The 15,793-nt window shown below is 71.7% G+C and carries 18 protein-coding genes, 1 tRNA gene and 1 riboswitch; of the genes, 12 read left to right on the top strand and 7 right to left on the bottom strand.

Annotated elements, in window-relative coordinates:
* Positions 1 to 242: 242 nt before the first annotated feature.
* Together AB0I68_RS09965 and rdgB are read left to right on the top strand one after the other, a co-directional pair.
* Positions 243 to 629 carry a hypothetical protein gene (locus AB0I68_RS09965; protein WP_363176712.1) on the top strand — a complete coding sequence of 129 codons (387 nt, stop codon included), beginning with the start codon at positions 243 to 245 and terminating at the stop codon, positions 627 to 629.
* 45 nt (positions 630 to 674) lie between these two features.
* Positions 675 to 1,280: an RdgB/HAM1 family non-canonical purine NTP pyrophosphatase gene (gene rdgB, locus AB0I68_RS09960; protein ID WP_363176711.1), complete on the top strand. Its 606-nt coding sequence runs from the start codon at positions 675 to 677 to the stop codon at positions 1,278 to 1,280.
* Positions 1,281 to 1,336: 56 nt separating this feature from the next.
* Here the strand turns inward: rdgB and AB0I68_RS09955 are convergent.
* The 4 genes from AB0I68_RS09955 to bcp form a co-directional block, all read right to left on the bottom strand.
* A tRNA-Leu gene (locus AB0I68_RS09955) sits at positions 1,337 to 1,412 on the bottom strand.
* Between the two features lie 12 nt (positions 1,413 to 1,424).
* Entirely contained in the window at positions 1,425 to 2,279 is an 855-nt protein-coding gene (locus AB0I68_RS09950; RefSeq protein WP_363176709.1) for an HNH endonuclease signature motif containing protein, read from the bottom strand.
* Positions 2,276 to 2,902 carry an HNH endonuclease gene (locus AB0I68_RS09945; protein ID WP_363176708.1) on the bottom strand — a complete coding sequence of 209 codons (627 nt, stop codon included), beginning with the start codon at positions 2,900 to 2,902 and terminating at the stop codon, positions 2,276 to 2,278. Before AB0I68_RS09945 ends, AB0I68_RS09950 begins: the two co-directional genes overlap by 4 nt.
* A 133-nt stretch (positions 2,903 to 3,035) precedes the next feature.
* Positions 3,036 to 3,503 carry a thioredoxin-dependent thiol peroxidase gene (gene bcp, locus AB0I68_RS09940; RefSeq protein ID WP_053784832.1) on the bottom strand — a complete coding sequence of 156 codons (468 nt, stop codon included), beginning with the start codon at positions 3,501 to 3,503 and terminating at the stop codon, positions 3,036 to 3,038.
* Positions 3,504 to 3,624: 121 nt separating this feature from the next.
* Here bcp and AB0I68_RS09935 point away from each other — a divergent pair, with 121 nt between their 5' ends.
* The 3 genes from AB0I68_RS09935 to AB0I68_RS09925 all read left to right on the top strand — a co-directional run bounded on the left by AB0I68_RS09935 (position 3,625) and on the right by AB0I68_RS09925 (position 4,833).
* On the top strand, positions 3,625 to 3,942 hold the full coding sequence (locus AB0I68_RS09935; protein WP_363176707.1) for a DUF3618 domain-containing protein: 318 nt from the start codon (positions 3,625 to 3,627) through the stop codon (positions 3,940 to 3,942).
* A gap of 94 nt (positions 3,943 to 4,036) precedes the next feature.
* Positions 4,037 to 4,339, top strand: coding sequence for a co-chaperone GroES (locus tag AB0I68_RS09930; RefSeq protein WP_124289437.1), 303 nt, complete (start codon positions 4,037 to 4,039; stop codon positions 4,337 to 4,339).
* 60 nt (positions 4,340 to 4,399) lie between these two features.
* Positions 4,400 to 4,481, top strand: a riboswitch (guanidine-III (ykkC-III) riboswitch).
* A gap of 31 nt (positions 4,482 to 4,512) precedes the next feature.
* Positions 4,513 to 4,833, top strand: coding sequence for a multidrug efflux SMR transporter (locus AB0I68_RS09925; protein ID WP_030158619.1), 321 nt, complete (start codon positions 4,513 to 4,515; stop codon positions 4,831 to 4,833).
* 20 nt (positions 4,834 to 4,853) lie between these two features.
* Here AB0I68_RS09925 and AB0I68_RS09920 read toward each other — a convergent pair whose 3' ends face one another.
* A complete protein-coding gene (locus tag AB0I68_RS09920; RefSeq protein ID WP_363176733.1) occupies positions 4,854 to 7,079 on the bottom strand; it encodes a transglycosylase domain-containing protein in 2,226 nt (741 codons plus the stop codon).
* 439 nt (positions 7,080 to 7,518) lie between these two features.
* Between AB0I68_RS09920 and AB0I68_RS09915 the strand changes: the two genes are divergently transcribed.
* The 5 genes from AB0I68_RS09915 (at position 7,519) to AB0I68_RS09895 (ending at position 13,266) form a co-directional block, all read left to right on the top strand.
* Positions 7,519 to 8,322: an ABC-2 family transporter protein gene (locus AB0I68_RS09915; RefSeq protein ID WP_363176706.1), complete on the top strand. Its 804-nt coding sequence runs from the start codon at positions 7,519 to 7,521 to the stop codon at positions 8,320 to 8,322.
* 163 nt (positions 8,323 to 8,485) lie between these two features.
* On the top strand, positions 8,486 to 9,250 hold the full coding sequence (locus tag AB0I68_RS09910; RefSeq protein WP_363176732.1) for an ABC transporter permease: 765 nt from the start codon (positions 8,486 to 8,488) through the stop codon (positions 9,248 to 9,250).
* 3 nt (positions 9,251 to 9,253) lie between these two features.
* Positions 9,254 to 10,219 (top strand): ATP-binding cassette domain-containing protein, encoded by a 966-nt coding sequence (locus tag AB0I68_RS09905; RefSeq protein ID WP_363176705.1) that lies wholly within the window; start codon positions 9,254 to 9,256, stop codon positions 10,217 to 10,219.
* Between the two features lie 412 nt (positions 10,220 to 10,631).
* Positions 10,632 to 11,324, top strand: a complete 693-nt coding sequence (locus tag AB0I68_RS09900) for a DUF1707 domain-containing protein (protein WP_363176704.1) — start codon at positions 10,632 to 10,634, stop codon at positions 11,322 to 11,324.
* 601 nt (positions 11,325 to 11,925) lie between these two features.
* Positions 11,926 to 13,266 carry a DUF445 domain-containing protein gene (locus AB0I68_RS09895; RefSeq protein ID WP_363176703.1) on the top strand — a complete coding sequence of 447 codons (1,341 nt, stop codon included), beginning with the start codon at positions 11,926 to 11,928 and terminating at the stop codon, positions 13,264 to 13,266.
* Between the two features lie 208 nt (positions 13,267 to 13,474).
* On the opposite strand, the gene AB0I68_RS09890 is transcribed toward AB0I68_RS09895, so the two are convergent.
* Positions 13,475 to 13,774, bottom strand: coding sequence for a hypothetical protein (locus AB0I68_RS09890; RefSeq protein ID WP_363176702.1), 300 nt, complete (start codon positions 13,772 to 13,774; stop codon positions 13,475 to 13,477).
* Positions 13,775 to 13,840: 66 nt separating this feature from the next.
* Complete coding sequence (locus tag AB0I68_RS09885; protein ID WP_363176701.1) at positions 13,841 to 14,017, bottom strand: hypothetical protein; 177 nt, start codon at positions 14,015 to 14,017, stop codon at positions 13,841 to 13,843.
* A 153-nt stretch (positions 14,018 to 14,170) separates the two neighbouring features.
* Here AB0I68_RS09885 and AB0I68_RS09880 point away from each other — a divergent pair, with 153 nt between their 5' ends.
* Together AB0I68_RS09880 and AB0I68_RS09875 are read left to right on the top strand one after the other, a co-directional pair.
* Positions 14,171 to 14,707, top strand: a complete 537-nt coding sequence (locus AB0I68_RS09880; RefSeq protein ID WP_363176700.1) for a GNAT family N-acetyltransferase — start codon at positions 14,171 to 14,173, stop codon at positions 14,705 to 14,707.
* A gap of 50 nt (positions 14,708 to 14,757) precedes the next feature.
* On the top strand, positions 14,758 to 15,780 hold the full coding sequence (locus AB0I68_RS09875; protein WP_363176699.1) for a hypothetical protein: 1,023 nt from the start codon (positions 14,758 to 14,760) through the stop codon (positions 15,778 to 15,780).
* The last annotated feature ends 13 nt before the right edge of the window (positions 15,781 to 15,793 follow it).

Raw genomic sequence — 15,793 nt, 5'->3', positions numbered from 1 at the left:
CGGTCGCCAATACTCCGCATTGGCTCCCTCCTCCGCCTTGCAATCCACGGCACCAGACGACCCGGGCTATCCGGCCCTGATCCGCCGGACACCCCTAGGCGCAACCAGAACCGCAGAGGGCGCTCCTGCGTCCCACTGGTTACGGGCGCACGGTGTCAAAGCCGTGCGCCCGTCCTCGCATCCACCGTCCTACTCGTCCTTCCCGTCCTTTCCGTCCTTCTCGTCCTTGGGAGACCCGAACCATGAACCCGAAGCACCGCATAGCGGCGGTCGTCCTGGCAGCGGCTCTGGCCGTCCCGGCGCTGACGTCCTGTGACGCGATCTCGACGGCGATGGACTGCGCGAACACGGCGGTGGCCATCACGGACGGCGTGGGCGACCTCCAGCAGGCGGTCTCCCAGGCGGGCAACAGCCCGCAGGACGCCCAGAACGCGCTGAACCAGATCGAGGCGAACCTCAAGAAGGTCGGCGACCAGACGGACAACGCCGACCTCGGCAAGGCCGTCTCCTCCATGGCCACGGCGGTCAAGAACGTCCGCACGGCCATCGAGAACGGCAACCCCAACCCGGACATCCAGCCCGTCGCCGACGCGGCGAAGGAACTGTCGAAGGTGTGCACGCCGGGCTGACCGGCTCCCGGCCACCGGAATCATGGACGCGGAATAATGGGCGCCATGACCAGCCGCCTGATCCTCGCCACCCGCAACGCGGGCAAAGTCGCCGAGCTCCACGCCATCCTGTCCGACGCCGGCCTGCCGCACGAGCTGGTCGGCGCGGACGCGTACCCGCAGATCCCGGACGTCAAGGAAACCGGCGTCACCTTCGCCGAGAACGCCCTCCTCAAGGCCCACGCCCTGGCCCGCGCCACCGGCCTGCCGGCGATCGCCGACGACTCCGGCCTCTGCGTGGACGTCCTGAACGGCGCCCCCGGCATCTTCTCGGCGCGGTGGGCGGGCACGCACGGCGACGACAAGGCGAACCTGGACCTGCTGCTGGCCCAGCTCGGGGACATCGCCGACGAACACCGCGGAGCCCACTTCGCGTGCGCGGCGGCCCTGGCCCTCCCGGACGGCACCGAACGCGTCGTGGAGGGCCGCCTCCTCGGCACCCTCCGCCACACCCCGGCGGGCACGGGCGGCTTCGGCTACGACCCGATCCTCCAGCCGAAGGGCGACACCCGTACCTGCGCGGAACTCACCCCGGCGGAGAAGAACGCCATCTCCCACCGCGGCCAGGCCTTCCGCGCCCTGGTCCCCTTCATCCGCGCCCTCCTCGGCTGACCCCGAGTACGACGGAGGCCCCGTACGCGGTACTCGCGCACGGAGCCTCCGTGGAGTGGGCCCGGTGGGACTCGAACCCACGACACACCGGACCTAAACCGGCGCCCTCTTGGCCAGCTGGGGTACGGACCCATCGCGGCTACTTTACTGTGCCGGCCCCTGTGTTGTGCGGCGAGATCGTTTCGCGAACGTTCCCGTCTGGCTGTGGCAGGACGGGCACAGGTACCGGAGGTTGTCGTGGCGGTTGTCCAGCCGGTCTCCGTTGATGTGGTCGATCTCCAGAACGAGCCGCTTGCCTCGCCAGGTATCGCCGATTCCGCATTCGTCGCAGACGTGCGGTACGCCGAGGTCATCAAGGGCGCGGCGGAGTACGGCGGTCTTCTCGCGGCCTGAGCCGATTTCCAGCCGTTGAAGGATGTCCTCCGCCGACCTGCGGGTCGGTGACGGGCGTCCTGCGGTGTGGCCCTGCCCTGTGAAGTGTTCCGTCGATATCCCGTACTCCTCGATGCTCCGTCTCGCCTTCGCGCGGGCCGCTCCGCCGAACTCGTGGTGCCCCAGAGACCGCATCACTCCGGCCATGCTGTGGGACTCGGTGACGGCGCGGGTGATCTCCTCGCGTGGGAAGAGCCGCTCTCCGCGGCGCAGCTGCGTCGTAAAGTGCGATGTATCGATCCCGAAGCGATCGAGTTTCTTCCGAAGGTGGCCGTACGCGCTGTCGTAGGGCGCGACGCCCATGTAGGCCAGCATGCCGGCGATGTTGTGCGAGTGAGCTGCCGCCTCCGCCAGCCGCTCCTTCGTGTACGACTGTGGGATTCGGGCGGGAAGCGCCTCGTCGACGAAGTGTGATGTGTCGATCCCGTAGTGGGCCAGCCGATTGCGCAGGTAGGCGCGAGGGCCGCTGCCGAGCGGGACGCCGAGTTGGCGCATCAGAGCCACGAGGCTGGTGGCGCCCGGCGCGCTCCGGGTGAGCAGGTCGCGTGTGTACCGCGGGCTCTTCATGCCGCGCGCCGCCGGTTCCGGCCGCGGTAGGTATCGGTCGCCGCGTGACAGTTGGGGCACATCAGCCGCAGGTTCTCCGCCCGGTTGTCCCACCAGTTGCCGTTCACGTGGTCGACTTCGTGGCGGAGCGGCTTGCCGTTCCACTCCACTCCGACGCCACACTCCGCGCATTCCTCCGGTACGCCGGACCCGAGCAGAGCCCTGCGTAGCCGCTCGCCCGGGATCCTGCCCTCTTCGGGCGTCCTCAGGGTGAGCACGGGGCCCAGAGATCCCTTTGGGCGCTGCTTCCGCGTCGCGGTGAAGTGCGAGGTGTCGATGCCCAGCGCCGCTATCCGTCGGCTGATGTGCGTGTGGTTGCCGCCGACTTGACTGATGCCGAGCCGGGAGACCACTTCTCTGACGGACGTCGAGGCCGCGACCAACTCGCGCAGTCGTTCTTCCGTGTGCCGTACCCATTGCGTCGGGAAATGCGAGAAGTCGACGCCCGCCTCCTGCATCTTCGCGCGAAGGTAGCGCCTGGAACCCGGTGTGGGAGTGCCCCCGCACCAGATCACCGCATCGTTGAAGTTCGTCGTCACCCGAGCCGCCTCTTCCAGCAGGTCTCGTGTGTACCGCACCGTCATCGTTGCCCCTCCGCTCCGGCCGCGCGTTCGTGGCCTCGTACGGGCTAACGAACCGGTATGCGGACGGTTACGTCCGATAAACGGAGCGGCCCGCACCGGTTGGTGCGGGCCGCTCCGTGGGCGGAGAGCGGGGCTAGATGCCCAGGTCCTTGATGATCTTGGCTACGTGGCCCGTGGCCTTCACGTTGTAGAGGGCGCGCTCGACCTTGCCCTCCTCGTCCACGATCACTGTGGAGCGGATGACCCCGGTCACGGTCTTGCCGTACAGCTTCTTCTCGCCGAACGCGCCGTAGGACTCGAGGACCTTCTTCTCGGGGTCGCCGACCAGGGTGACCTTCAGGTGCTCCTTCTCGCGGAACTTCGCCAGCTTCTCCGGCTTGTCCGGGGAGACGCCGATCACGTCGTAGCCGGCCTCGGCCAGCACCGCCAGGTTGTCCGTGAAGTCGCAGGCCTGCTTCGTGCAGCCCGGCGTCAGCGCCGCGGGGTAGAAGTACACGATCACCTTGCGGCCCTTGTGGTCGGCGAGCGAGACCTCGTTGCCGTCCGCGTCGGGCAGGGTGAAGGCGGGGGCGGTGTCGCCCGGCTGGAGTCGCTCACTCATGTCAACAGTCTCCTCGGGAGGGGATCGGTACGGTCCGAGACTAAGCTGACAGACTGTTCATGGTGGGCTACGCCCCCCACGACCGAGCACGACCGACCATGACGACGACGGAGGCAGCGCGGTGCCGGAAGCCAGGACCCCCGCACAGATCGAGGCGGACATCGTCCGCCGCCGCGAGGAGCTCGCCGAGACGCTCGACGAGATCGGCGTGCGCCTGCACCCGACGACGATCATCGGGGACGCGAAGGCCCGGGTCGCCTCGACGGTGGACCACACCGCCGGGCGTGCCGTCGCCGCCGTGAACCGCCTCCTGACGGATGTGCGGGACGGCCTGCGCTACGAGGACGGTACTCCGCGCTTCGACCGGATCGCGCCCGTCGCGCTGGTCGCGGCGGGTGTGATCGGTCTGCTCGTCGCGTCGGCGCGGCGCAAGCGCTGATGACCCTGCGGCGCGCGGACCGGGCGCGGACGGGTAGGTTCGTGACGTGAGCGACAACACCAACACCACCACCCACGACAAGCTGCCCATCCGCATGCTGCACGACCGGGTGCTCGTGAAGTCCGACTTGCCGGAGGGCGAGCGGCGTTCGGGCGGCGGCATCCTGATTCCGGCGACCGCTGCCGTGGGCAAGCGGCTGGCCTGGGCCGAGGTGGTCGCGGTCGGGCAGAACGTACGCAGTGTGGAGCCGGGCGACCGGGTGCTGTACGACCCTGAGGACCGGGCCGAGGTCGAGGTGCGGGGTGCGACGTACGTGCTGATGCGCGAGCGGGATCTGCACGCCGTGGCCGCGGAGCGGCTGGAGGGGTCCAAGGACTCCACCGGGCTGTACCTGTAGATCCCTCTGATCGTCCCCCGTAGGGGAAGGGGCCGGTGACGGGCGTCACCGGCCTTTGTCGTGGGCTTTGCTACGGTGGCGGGGAACCCCGACGAGACGCGCCGTACCGGGTGGCCGTGGCTGGACGACAAGACGACGCACCCCGTTCGCTCTCGTTGCCGGAGGTGCCTGTCATGGCCTGGGTCCTGCTTCTCGTCGCCGGTCTGCTCGAGGTCGGCTGGTCGATCGGTATGAAGTTCACGGAGGGCTTCACCCGGCTGTGGCCCAGTGTGTTCACCGGTGCCGGGATCGTCGCCAGCATGGTGCTGCTCTCGTACGCCGCCAAGACCCTGCCCATCGGTACCGCGTACGGCGTATGGGTGGGCATCGGTGCGGCCGGGGCCGCGGTGCTGGGTATGGCGGTGCTGGGTGAGCCCGTCACCGCCGCCCGGATCTTCTTCATCTGCCTGCTGCTGGTCGCCGTGGTGGGGCTGAAGGCGACCTCGGGTCACTGATCTCCCCTTACGGGCTCCCGCTATTCCAGGTATTGCGACGGGGGGCGGCTGCGCGGGCGGCCGCCGATGACGCCGCCCAGGGTGCCGGCCGTGGTGCCGGCCGTGGTGCCCGTGGTCGTCCCGGTGGTGGTCGTCCCGGTGGTGGTGCCCTCGTCGCTCTGGCCTCCCGTGGTGTCGCCCTCCGTGGTCTGGCCCCCGGTGTTCTGCCCCTGGTTCCGGCCGCCCTGGTCCTGGCCGCCGTTCGGCGGCGTCGGCCGGTTCGGGCGGTTCGGCCGCCTCGGCGGTGCCGGGGGTTCCGGGGCGCTCGCGTCCGGCGTCGGCTCCGGGGTGCTCGGGATGAACGGCGGCGGGGACGGGGCCGCGCCCGGCTGGAGTTCGAGGTCGAAGTCCAGGGGGTCGCTGCCCTCCAGGGCCGTCTTCGTGTACTGCGCCCAGATCCGGGCCGGGTAGCCGCCGCCCCCGATCCGGGCTTCGCCGAGCGCCCCGTACAGGGATTCCAGGGAGCCCGTGTCGGGGTCCTGGCCCATCATCGAGACGACCGTGACCAGGTCCGGGGTGTACGCCGCGAACCAGGCGGAGCGGTCCAGTTCGGCTGTGCCCGTCTTTCCGGCGGCCGGGTGCCCGGCGGCGAGGGCGGCCGTGCCGGTGCCGTTGTCGACGACGCTGACCAGCATGGACGTGGTGGTGTCGGCGGCTTCGCGGCTGACGGCCTGTTTCGGGGTGCGGTCGGGCAGGCGGATGCTGTCGCTGCCCTTGGTGATCTTCTCGAGGAGGGTGTACGGGGTGTAGCGGCCGTGGTCGGCGAGGGTCGCGTAGGCCTGGGTCATGTCCAGGACGCTGGCCTGCATGGTGCCGAGGGCCATCGCGGGGCTCGCGACGAAGTTCGGGGTGCCCTCGGGGATGCCGAGGTCGATGGCGGTCTTCTTGACCTTGACGGTGCCGACGTCGACGACCATCTGGGCGAAGACCGTGTTGACGGAGAGGTCGGTGGCGGTGGTGACGGTGATGTTCCCGTACGACAGCTGGCCCTCGTTCTCGGGGGCGTAGGGGGTCCGGCTGCCGACCACGCGGCGCTTGTTGTCGCCGTTGTAGAGGGTGTTGGGGGTGATCAGGCGGCCGTCCTGGGTGCGGGAGTCGTTCTCGACGGCGGAGGCGAACACGAACGGCTTGAAGGTGGAGGCTACCTGGTAGTCGTGCCGGGTCGCGTTGTTGACGTACTGCTTGGTGTAGTCGAAGCCGCCGTACATGGCGACGACCTTGCCGGTGGCGGGGTCGATGGAGACCCCGCCGGCCCGTACGAAGCGGTCCGCCTTGTTCGTCTCGGGGTCGAGCTTGCTCGCCATCTTCTCGTCGACGGCGTCGACGAAGGCGTTCTCGCGGCGTCTGTCGATGGTGGTGGTGATGCGGTAGCCGCCCTCGGCGAGGGTCTTCTCGTCGAGGATCTTGTGCTCGACGATGTAGTCCTTGACGGCTTCGACGAGGTAGCCGCGCTGGCCGGAGAGGCCGGCGGCCGGGCGGACCTTGCCGGGTTCGGGGAACCGTGTCGTGGTCCGCTCGGCCGCCGGCAGCCACTGCTTCTTGACCATGCCGTCGAGTACGTAGTTCCAGCGGGCGACTGCGCGGTCGCGGCTCTGGGGGTGGGCGACGACGTCGAAGGCGCTGGGGGAGTTGAGGAGGGTGGCGAGGTACGCGCCCTCGGCGGTGGTGAGTTTGCCGATGTCCTTGCCGTAGTAGGCCTGGGCGGCGGCCTGGATGCCGTAGGCGTTGCGGCCGAAGTAGCTGGTGTTGAGGTAGCCCTCGAGGATGTAGTCCTTCGATTTCTCGCGGCCGAGTTTGATCGCGATGAAGAACTCCTTGACCTTGCGCTTGATCGTCTGTTCCTGGCCCAGGTAGTAGTTCTTGACGTACTGCTGGGTGATGGTCGAGCCGGACTGGGTGCCCTTGCCGGTCGCCGTGTTCCAGGCGGCGCGGAGCATCGCCTTGGGGTCGACCGCCCGTTCGGAGTAGAAGTCCCGGTCCTCGGCGGCCAGTACGGATTCCTGGACCGTGCGGGGGATCTGCGAGAGCGGGACGTTGACGCGGTTGACCTCGCCGTCGCGGGCGAGCTGGGAGCCGTCGGCGTAGAGGTAGACGTTGGACTGGGCGGTCGCGGCGGAGTTGGCGGGCGGGATGTCGACCAGGAGGTAGCCGGCGACGAGGGCGCCGACGATCAGCAGGGCGATCAGCAGGACCACGCCGAGGACCATGCGCCAGGTGGGGACGAAGCGGCGCCAGCCGGTCCGCTTCCGTTTCCGCTCGGCCTTCTTGGCGGCTGCGTGTGCCTGCCTCTCGCTCTTCCCGTTCTTCCCGCCCCTCCCGTTCCTCCCGTTCTTGTTGCCCGTGTCGCCCTTGTTGCTGCGGGGTGCGGCCGGCGGCTGCGCGGGAGGTTCTGCGGGGGTGTCCGGGTCACGAGGGCTCCAGCCCGGTGGTGGTGACTGGTCGCTCATCGCCAGGACTCCTCGACGCCGTACGAAATATCCACATCTGTGCTCCGTGCTGTCTACCCGATGACCGCCCGTTCCGCGCTGGACGGGCGTAAACCGGTCGCGTGGATCGCCCCTCCGCACTAAGCTCGCGCGCTTTGGCCGACCTAGGAACGACCGGGGAAAACGGAGGGATACGGTGCGCCAGGGAACGGCTCGCAGAGTGTGGCTCTATCCGGCCGTCGCGGCCGGCGGGTTCCGGCGCTACGCCACGTACGGGACGGCGACGGCGGCAGGGGTGTTCACCAACACCGTCTTCGGCTTCATCCTCGCGTACACGTACGTCGCGTTGTGGGACGAGCGGCCCGGACTGGGCGGCTACGACCAGGCGCAGGCACTGACCTTCGTCTGGGTGAGCCAGTCGCTGCTCGCCGCGGGCGCGTTCATCGGCGGCGGCTTCCAGGACGAGATGCAGGAGCGCATCCGTACGGGTGACATCGCCGTCGACCTGTACCGGCCGGCCGATCTCCAGATGTGGTGGCTCGCGGCCGATCTGGGGCGCGCGGGCTTCCAGTTGCTCGGGCGCGGGGTGGTGCCGTTGCTCGCGGGGGCGCTGGCGTTCCAACTGGCGTTGCCCGCCGACCCGGTGCGCTGGCTGCTGTTCCTGGCGTCCGTACTCCTCGCGCTGCTCGTCAGCTTCGGGATCCGGTACCTGCTGGGGCTGGCCGCGTTCTGGCTGATGGACGGGGCCGGGATCAACATGATGGCCGTCGTCGTCACGATCTTCTTCTCCGGGATGCTGCTGCCGCTGACGGTGTTCCCGGGCGGCTTCGGCGAGTTCGTCCGCGTCCTGCCGTGGGCGGCGATGCTCCAGGTGCCGCTGGACGTGCTGCTGGGCGAGCACGCCGGCGCCGGGGGTGCGGTGCGGGCGCTGGGCTTCCAGGCGGGCTGGGCGCTCGTACTGCTGGGCCTGGGGCGGCTGTTGCAGTCGGCGGCTACGCGGAAGGTGGTGGTCCAGGGTGGCTGAGGCGCCGGATGCGGTGGCGGCGGTGGGAGCGGCTGAGGCGGCGGACGTGGTGGGGGCGGTGGGTGCGGCGGGTTCAGCGCCGCGGTGGCGCGCCCTGCCGCTCGACGTGCCGAAGCGGAACCGCGCGGCGGAGGGGCTGCGCGGCTACGGGCTGATCGTGGCGATGTGGGTCCGGTCGACGATGACGTACCGGACGTCGTTCTTCCTGTCCGCCTTCGGGAACGCGGCGATCCAGCTCCTCGACTTCGTCGCGATCTGGATCATGTTCTCGCACGTGGACGTGCTCGGCGGCTTCACGCTGCCCGAGATCGCCCTGCTGTACGGCTCCTCCTCGGCCTCCCTGGGGCTCGCGGACCTGCTCCTCGGCAATACGGACCGGATCGGCGTCCGGATCCGCGACGGCTCGCTCGACACCATGCTGGTGCGCCCGGTCCCGGTGCTCGCGCAGGTCGCGGCGGACCGCTTCGCGCTGCGCCGGGTGGGGCGGACCGGGCAGGGCCTGGCGGTGCTGGTCTGGGCGGTCTCGGCGCTGGACGTGGACTGGACCGCCGGGAAGGTGCTCCTGGTACCCGTGATGATCGTGGCCGGGGCAGCGATCTTCGGGGCGGTGATGGTGGCCGGGGCGGCGTTCCAGTTCGTCGCCGGGGACGCGGCGGAGGTGCAGAACTCCTTCACGTACGGCGGCAACACGATGCTCCAGTACCCGCCGACGGTGTTCGCGAAGGACCTGCTGCGCGGGGTCACGTTCATCGTGCCGCTGGCCTTCGTCAACTGGCTGCCCGCCCTCTACGTACTGGGGCGGCCCGACCCGCTGGGGCTGCCGGGGTGGGTGGCGTTCCTGAGCCCGCTGGTGGCCTTCGTGGTGTTTCTGCCCGCGTCGCTGGCGTGGCGCGCGGGTCTTCGTTCGTACCGGAGCACAGGGAGCTGAGTGGTGGCGGGCACGGATGTGCTGATCGAGCTGGACGAGGTCGAGAAGGTCTTCGACGTACGGCGCCGGGTGAGCCCGATGCGCCGGGAGAAACGGCAGGTCAGAGCCGTGGACGGGATCAGCTTCGAGGTGGCGCGGGGGGAGGTGGTCGGCTACATCGGGCCCAACGGCGCCGGGAAGTCGACCACGATCAAGATGCTGACCGGCATCCTCACCCCGAGCGGCGGCCGGCTGCGGGTCGCGGGCATCGACCCGGCGCGGGAGCGGATGCGGCTGGCGCACCGGATCGGGGTGGTGTTCGGGCAGCGGACCACGCTGTGGTGGGACCTGCCGCTGAAGGACTCGTACGGGCTGATGCGGCGGATGTACCGGATCCCGGAGGCGAGGTTCAAGGAGAACCTGGAGCGCTGCGTGGACCGCCTCGACCTGGCCGAGCTGCTCGACGTACCGGTACGGCAGCTGTCGCTGGGCCAGCGGATGCGCGGGGACATCGCGGCGGCGCTGCTGCACGATCCGGACGTGCTGTACCTGGACGAGCCGACGATCGGGCTCGACGTGGTGAGCAAGGCGAGGGTACGGGGCTTCCTGCGGCAGCTGAACGCGGAGCTCGGCACGACCGTGCTGCTCACGACCCATGACCTGCAGGACATCGAGCAGCTGTGCGAGCGGGTGATGGTGATCGACCACGGGCGGCTGATGTACGACGGGGCGCTGGGCGGTCTGCACTCGATGGGGGAGAGCGAGCGGACGCTGGTGGTGGACCTGGAGCGGGAGCTTCCGGAGATCAGCGTGGCGGGGGCGCGGGTGGTGAAGGTGGACGGGCCGCGGCAGTGGCTGGCGTTCCCGGCGGGGGCCTCGGCGGCGCCGCTGGTGGCGGAGGTGGCGGCACGGTATCCGCTGCTGGACCTGTCGGTGCGGGAGCCGGACATCGAGGACGTGATCGCGCGGATGTACGCGGGGCGGGGCTGAGGCGGGCCCGGGGCCGGGGCGGTGCGGGGCTGGGCCTGGTCCGGGGCCCGGGGTGTCATGAGCGGGCCAGGGCCAGGGCCAGGGCCAGGGCCTGGCTAGGGTCGGGGACCGAGGCCGGGCCAGGGCTCGGGACCACGGCTCGGGATCAGGGCTCGGGATCAGGGCCCGGAACCACGGCCTGGGACCGGGGCTCGGGATCAGGGTCTGGGATCAGGGCTCGGGACCACGGCTCGGAACCAGAGCCTGGGAGCAGAGCTCGGGACCACGGCTCGGAACCACGGCCCGGGACCAGGGTCTGGGATCAGGGCTCGGGACCAGGGCCCGGGACCAGGGATAGATCAGGGATGAGCTGGGGTCCGGGCCGGGGCTGGGGCCATACAACTCCCTTGCGTGGCTGCATAGTCTGTTCCCCATGACTGACGAGCGGCCGGAGAAGCCGTTGCCGGAGCTGAGGGCGTCGGATGCCGACCGCGAGCGGGTGGCGGAGCGTCTGCGGGACGCCGTCGCCGAGGGCCGGATCGACATGGAGGAGTTCGAGGAGCGGCTGGAGGCCGCGTACACGTCGAAGACGTACGCGGAACTGGAACCGCTGACCCGCGACTTGCCGGCGCCGGGCGGGGCCCCGATGGCGGTTGCGGCGTCGGCCCCGGGGCCCGCCGTGACCCCGGCGGACCGTTCGTGGCCGTCCAGGGTCGGGGGTGACGGCCTGCCCGCGGCAGCATCGCCGGCCGTCGCGGTCATGTCGTCGTTCCAGCGCAAGGGCAACTGGACGGTGCCCGCCCGCCTGGACGCGGTGGCGTTCTGGGGCGGCGGCGAGCTCGACCTGCGCGAGGCGAACTTCGCGGAGCGGGAGGTGGTCATCAACTGCGTCGCGATCATGGGCGGGATCCAGATCACCGTCCCGCCGGGCGTGGACGTCGACGTCCGGGGCTTCGGCTTCATGGGCGCCTTCGACCAGCGCGACACCCCGGGCCCGGTCGCACCGGGCGCCCCGCGGGTGGTCGTGACGGGCTTCGCCTTCTGGGGCGGCATCGAGGTCAAGATCAAACCCCCGAAGACCCGCAAACCCCTCAACGGCGGCCCGAACCTCCGCAAGGAGCTGTAGCGGGGCGGGTGCCATGGCGGGCTGGAGCCGGCACGAAGCCCCGTCCGGGCCCTGCACGCCCCCCGGCCGAGCTCGACGGCCTGGCCGCCGGGACCGCCCGGCCCGCCGGGCCCGGCCGGAGCCCCGGCGGGAGCCCCGGCGGGATCCCTGGCCGGAGCCCCGGCGGGAGCTCTGGCCGGAGCCCCGTCCGGAGCCCCGGCGGGTGCCCTGGCCGGAGCCCCGGCGGGAGCCCCGTCCGGAGCCCCGGCCGGTGTCCGCGGTTCGGCCGGAGCTTGACCAGGCCGTGGGGCCGGGGCCGGCCGGCCCGCTGCGGCCTCCGGGCGCGGCAGGTCCCGGGCGGCGATCACCGTCGGTCTCGCGGCCGGGCCGGAGCCGGCACGGAGCCACGGCCGGGCACTGCGCGACCCCCGGCCGGGGCTCGGCCGAAGCCCTCGGCCGGTGCGCGGGGCCCGGCCGAGCGTGGTCGGGCGGTCCGGGCCGCCGGGCCCGGGTCTTCGTACTCCTCGGCGGCCGGCGAATCGGCGTGCCGGGAACTCCTCGGGCTTCCGGGGAGTCGGATGCTATGCAGACAAAACCGGCGCCCGGGGGAAGGTAGGAGCACGTGGACAACCGCACCACCGCCACTGGCACTGGCACAGGCACAGGCACAGGCACAGGCGCAGGCGCAGGCGCAGGCACCGGCGGCTTCGCGTTCAGCGAGGCCGACGAGGAGCGCCGCCGCGGCGTCCGCCGCATGAAGACCACCGCGACCGGCCTGCTGGTCCTGGTCGCGCTGGTCTACGTACTGACCACCTGGGCGGAGCACTCCGGCGCCGGCTGGGCCGGCTACGTCCGGGCCGCCGCCGAGGCCGGCATGGTCGGCGCGCTCGCCGACTGGTTCGCCGTCACCGCGCTGTTCCGGCACCCGCTCGGCCTGCCCATCCCGCACACCGCGATCATCCCGACCAAGAAGGACCAGCTCGGTGTCTCCCTCGGGGAGTTCGTCGGCGAGAATTTCCTCTCCCCGGACGTGGTCCGCACCCGCCTCCACGCCCTCGGCATCGGCGCCCGGCTCGGATCCTGGCTGGCCGAGCCCGCGCACGCCGACCGGGTCACGGCCGAGCTGGCCACCGCGCTGCGCGGAGCCCTGACCGTACTGCGCGATTCCGATGTGCAGGCCGTCGTGGGGGAGGCCATCACCCGGCGGGCCGAGAGCGCCGAGATCGCGCCCGGGATCGGCAAGACCCTGGAGAAGGTCGTCGCGGACGGCGGGCACCGCCGCGTCGTCGACCTCGTCTGCGGCAAGGCCCACGACTGGCTGGTGACGCACGGGGAGTCGGTGATGGGCGCGGTCCAGGGCGGCGCGCCCGGCTGGACCCCGCGGTTCGTGGACCGCAAGGTCGGCGAGCGCGTGTACAAGGAGCTGCTCCGCTTCCTGACGGAGATGCGGGACATGCCGGAGCACCCGGCGCGCGGGGCGGTGGACCGGTTCCTGACGGACTTCGCGGCCGACCTGCAGTCGGACACGGAAACCCGGGCCCGGGTGGAGCGCCTGAAGTCCGAGATCCTGCAGCGCGGGGAGGTCCAGGAGGTGATCGCCTCCGCCTGGACCGCGATCCGGTCGATGATCATCTCGGCGGCGGAGGACGAGCGGAGCGAGCTGCGGCTGCGGCTCCGGTCCTCGCTGCTGTCGCTGGGGGCGCGGCTGGCCACGGACGGCCGGCTCCAGGACAAGGTGGAGGGCTGGATCGAGGGCGCGGTGGTGTATGTGGTGACCAACTACCGGGCCGAGATCACCTCGCTGATCACGGACACCGTGGCCGGGTGGGACGCCGAGCACACGTCGCGGAAGATCGAGGCCCACATCGGCCGGGACCTGCAGTTCATCCGCATCAACGGCACGGTGGTCGGCGCCCTGGCCGGGCTGCTGATCTACGTGGTGTCGCAGGCGTTCGGCGCGTAGGCCGGTCCGGCGCGTAGGCCGGTCCGGCGCGTAAGCGGATCGGCGCGTAGGCCGGTCCGGCGCGTAAGCCGAATCGCCGCGCGGGCCGGTCCGGCCGCACGCGGGCTCGGCGCGCAGGCCTGCGCGCAGGCCGGTGCGCCGTGGCCGCGCCGTGGCCGCGCCGTGGCCGCGCCGTGGCCGCGCCGTGGCCGGGCCGCCCCGGCACGGTTCAGCCGCGGTCGGCGACGGCCCAGGACGCGGCCGCCACGACGGTGGCGGCCCCGAGGACGGCGGGCCACGCCCCGACCTTCTTGGCCAGCGGGTGCGCGCCCGCGAAGCCGGCGAGGTACAGCGCCCCGAGCCCTGCCGCCGCGGGGGCGCCGCCGCGCCGGTGCCATTCCCGCCCGGCGGCCAGACCGGCGGCCCCGAGCACGACACCGCCCAGCGGGCGCTTCTTCGTCCACCGGGCGACGGCGTACCCGCCGACCAGTCCGGCGGCCGCCACTGCGGAACTCGGTACGCGCGCCATGCCCAACTCCTCAAGTCGTCTGATCTGGCTGATCTCGCTCGTACTACTACTGCGAGTACTACGAGGCTAACGCGGGGGCTTGACCACCCGGCGGGCGCCCAGCGCCCCCAGGACGAGCACGGCCCCGCCGATCACGCCGTCCGGTACGGCGTCCTGCACGGCGCGCGGCAGCAGCGCCACCACGCCCAGGACGAGAAGGAAGGCGAGCACGCACCGGCCGGCCGCCCGAAGCAGTCTGTCCACGGGCTGCTCAACGCGCCGCGGGTCCCCCCGACACGGAGCATGGGGAGGGATTTGTCGCACACTCGCCGGATCCGTGCGATACGCGCTGCAGGAACCGGACCGGCATAAATTGACTCTCCCATCCCAAACGGGAAAAAGAGGAGCTCGGACATCGTGATCTGCTACGGACAGGCCGTCCTCGACCTCGCGGACGAACTGGTCGACGCCTATGCCGACGTCTTCTCCGCCCCGCCGTGGAACGAGGGCGAAGAAACCATTCGTCAGTTCGCGGTCCGCCTCCAGGCCGACGCCCGGCGCCGCGGCTTCCGTACGGCTCTCGCCCAGTCCGCGGCCGGCATCGACGGCTTCGCCACGGGCTGGCTCACCCCGGCGGCCTTCCCCAAGGACCGCGGGTACGCCCAAGTCGCGGCGCAGCTCGGCCCGAAGCGGGTGCGGGAACTCCTGACGGGCGCGCTGGAGATAGACGAGCTCGCCGTACGCCCCTACGCGCGCGGCCACGGCACCGGCCGGGCCCTGCTCACCGAGATCACCGCCGACGCCCCGGACCGGCGGGCCTGGCTGCTGACCTCCCGCCTGGCGACAGACACGGTGGCCACGTACCGGCGCCTGGGCTGGCACGAGGTCATCGCCCGGCCGGGCACGCAGACGGGCGTGATCGTCTTCCTCTCCCCGGACCACCCGGGCCGCTAGGGGGTGTCCCGCGGAGGTGTCCCGCCGATCACGCCGGGCATACCCGCGGCATGATCACACCGAAGCCGCTGCTGCGCAGACAACTCAACCTGGCCACCCGCCACCAACTCGCCTCGTCCGGGATCCCGGACGGCACCATCACCTCCCGCACCCGCCCGGGCGGGCCCTGGCAGCGCTTACTGCCCCGGGTCTACCTCCTGCAGACCGGGCCCCCGGACCACCGCCAACGCGCCCTCGCCGCCGTCCTGTACGCCGCCGAGCCCGCCGCGGACCCGCTGTCGGGAGACACGGCCGTCCTCACGGGCGGCGCCGCCCTGGCCCTCCTCGGCATCCGCGACGTCCCGTACACCCCGGCCGACGTCCTGGTCCGGGCCCCGCGCCGGCTCACCGGCACCCCGGAGGTCCGCCCGCTGGCCACCGCCCGCTGGCCGCGCACCATCGCGGTCTCCGGCATCCCGAGCACCCGCCCGGTGCGCGCGGCGGCCGACTTCGCCTCCCGGGCAGGGGATCCGGCGCGGATCCGCTCGACCCTGGCCCATGTCGTCCAGGCTGGCTGGTGCCACCCGCAGGACCTGCACGCCGAGCTCCGTGCGGCCCGCCTCCTCACCCGCCCGGCGATCCGCGCCGCCGCGTCGGAGCTCGTCGCCGGGGTCCGCTCGATCGCCGAGGCCCTGGCCCGGGACACCCTCACGGCGACGGACCTCCCGACCCCGCTGTGGAACGCCCGCCTGCACACCCCGGACGGCACGTTCCTGGCCAGCCCAGACGCGTACTGGCCGGACGAGGGGGTGGCCCTGGAGATCGACTCGGTGGAGTACCACTACACGCGCGACGCCTGGCACGCCACCCTCCTGCGCCGCCTGCGCCTGGAGTCCCACGGCATCCTGGTGGTCAGCGCGACCCCGTCGATGATCCGCGACACCCCCACCCCCAGGTCATCACAGCCCTGCGCACCCTCCTCACGCTCACGACATCCCGCCGCACCCCACCCAGGGCCGTGGCCCGCGGCCACCAACAGCTCCCGCTGTTCCCCGGGGTGGGGTGATGCGCGTGCCGTGAAGGGGGCCGGCTAAGGGCTGTCCCGTA

Origin of the sequence: Streptomyces sp. NPDC050448, assembly GCF_040655295.1 — a bacterium.
GTDB lineage: Bacteria > Actinomycetota > Actinomycetes > Streptomycetales > Streptomycetaceae > Streptomyces.
This window is presented reverse-complemented; position numbering and strand designations above follow the sequence as displayed.

Coding starts and splice junctions, on each gene's coding strand:
- AB0I68_RS09930 (WP_124289437.1), top strand. CDS start 4,037: ATGCTGCACGACCGGGTGCTCGTGAAGTCCGACTTGCCGGAGGGCGAG.
- AB0I68_RS09965 (WP_363176712.1), top strand. CDS start 243: ATGAACCCGAAGCACCGCATAGCGGCGGTCGTCCTGGCAGCGGCTCTG.
- rdgB (WP_363176711.1), top strand. CDS start 675: ATGACCAGCCGCCTGATCCTCGCCACCCGCAACGCGGGCAAAGTCGCC.
- AB0I68_RS09875 (WP_363176699.1), top strand. CDS start 14,758: ATGATCACACCGAAGCCGCTGCTGCGCAGACAACTCAACCTGGCCACC.
- AB0I68_RS09910 (WP_363176732.1), top strand. CDS start 8,486: ATGTGGGTCCGGTCGACGATGACGTACCGGACGTCGTTCTTCCTGTCC.
- AB0I68_RS09945 (WP_363176708.1), bottom strand. CDS start 2,902: ATGACGGTGCGGTACACACGAGACCTGCTGGAAGAGGCGGCTCGGGTG.
- AB0I68_RS09890 (WP_363176702.1), bottom strand. CDS start 13,774: ATGGCGCGCGTACCGAGTTCCGCAGTGGCGGCCGCCGGACTGGTCGGC.
- bcp (WP_053784832.1), bottom strand. CDS start 3,503: ATGAGTGAGCGACTCCAGCCGGGCGACACCGCCCCCGCCTTCACCCTG.
- AB0I68_RS09950 (WP_363176709.1), bottom strand. CDS start 2,279: ATGAAGAGCCCGCGGTACACACGCGACCTGCTCACCCGGAGCGCGCCG.
- AB0I68_RS09925 (WP_030158619.1), top strand. CDS start 4,513: ATGGCCTGGGTCCTGCTTCTCGTCGCCGGTCTGCTCGAGGTCGGCTGG.
- AB0I68_RS09900 (WP_363176704.1), top strand. CDS start 10,632: ATGACTGACGAGCGGCCGGAGAAGCCGTTGCCGGAGCTGAGGGCGTCG.
- AB0I68_RS09920 (WP_363176733.1), bottom strand. CDS start 7,079: ATGGTCCTCGGCGTGGTCCTGCTGATCGCCCTGCTGATCGTCGGCGCC.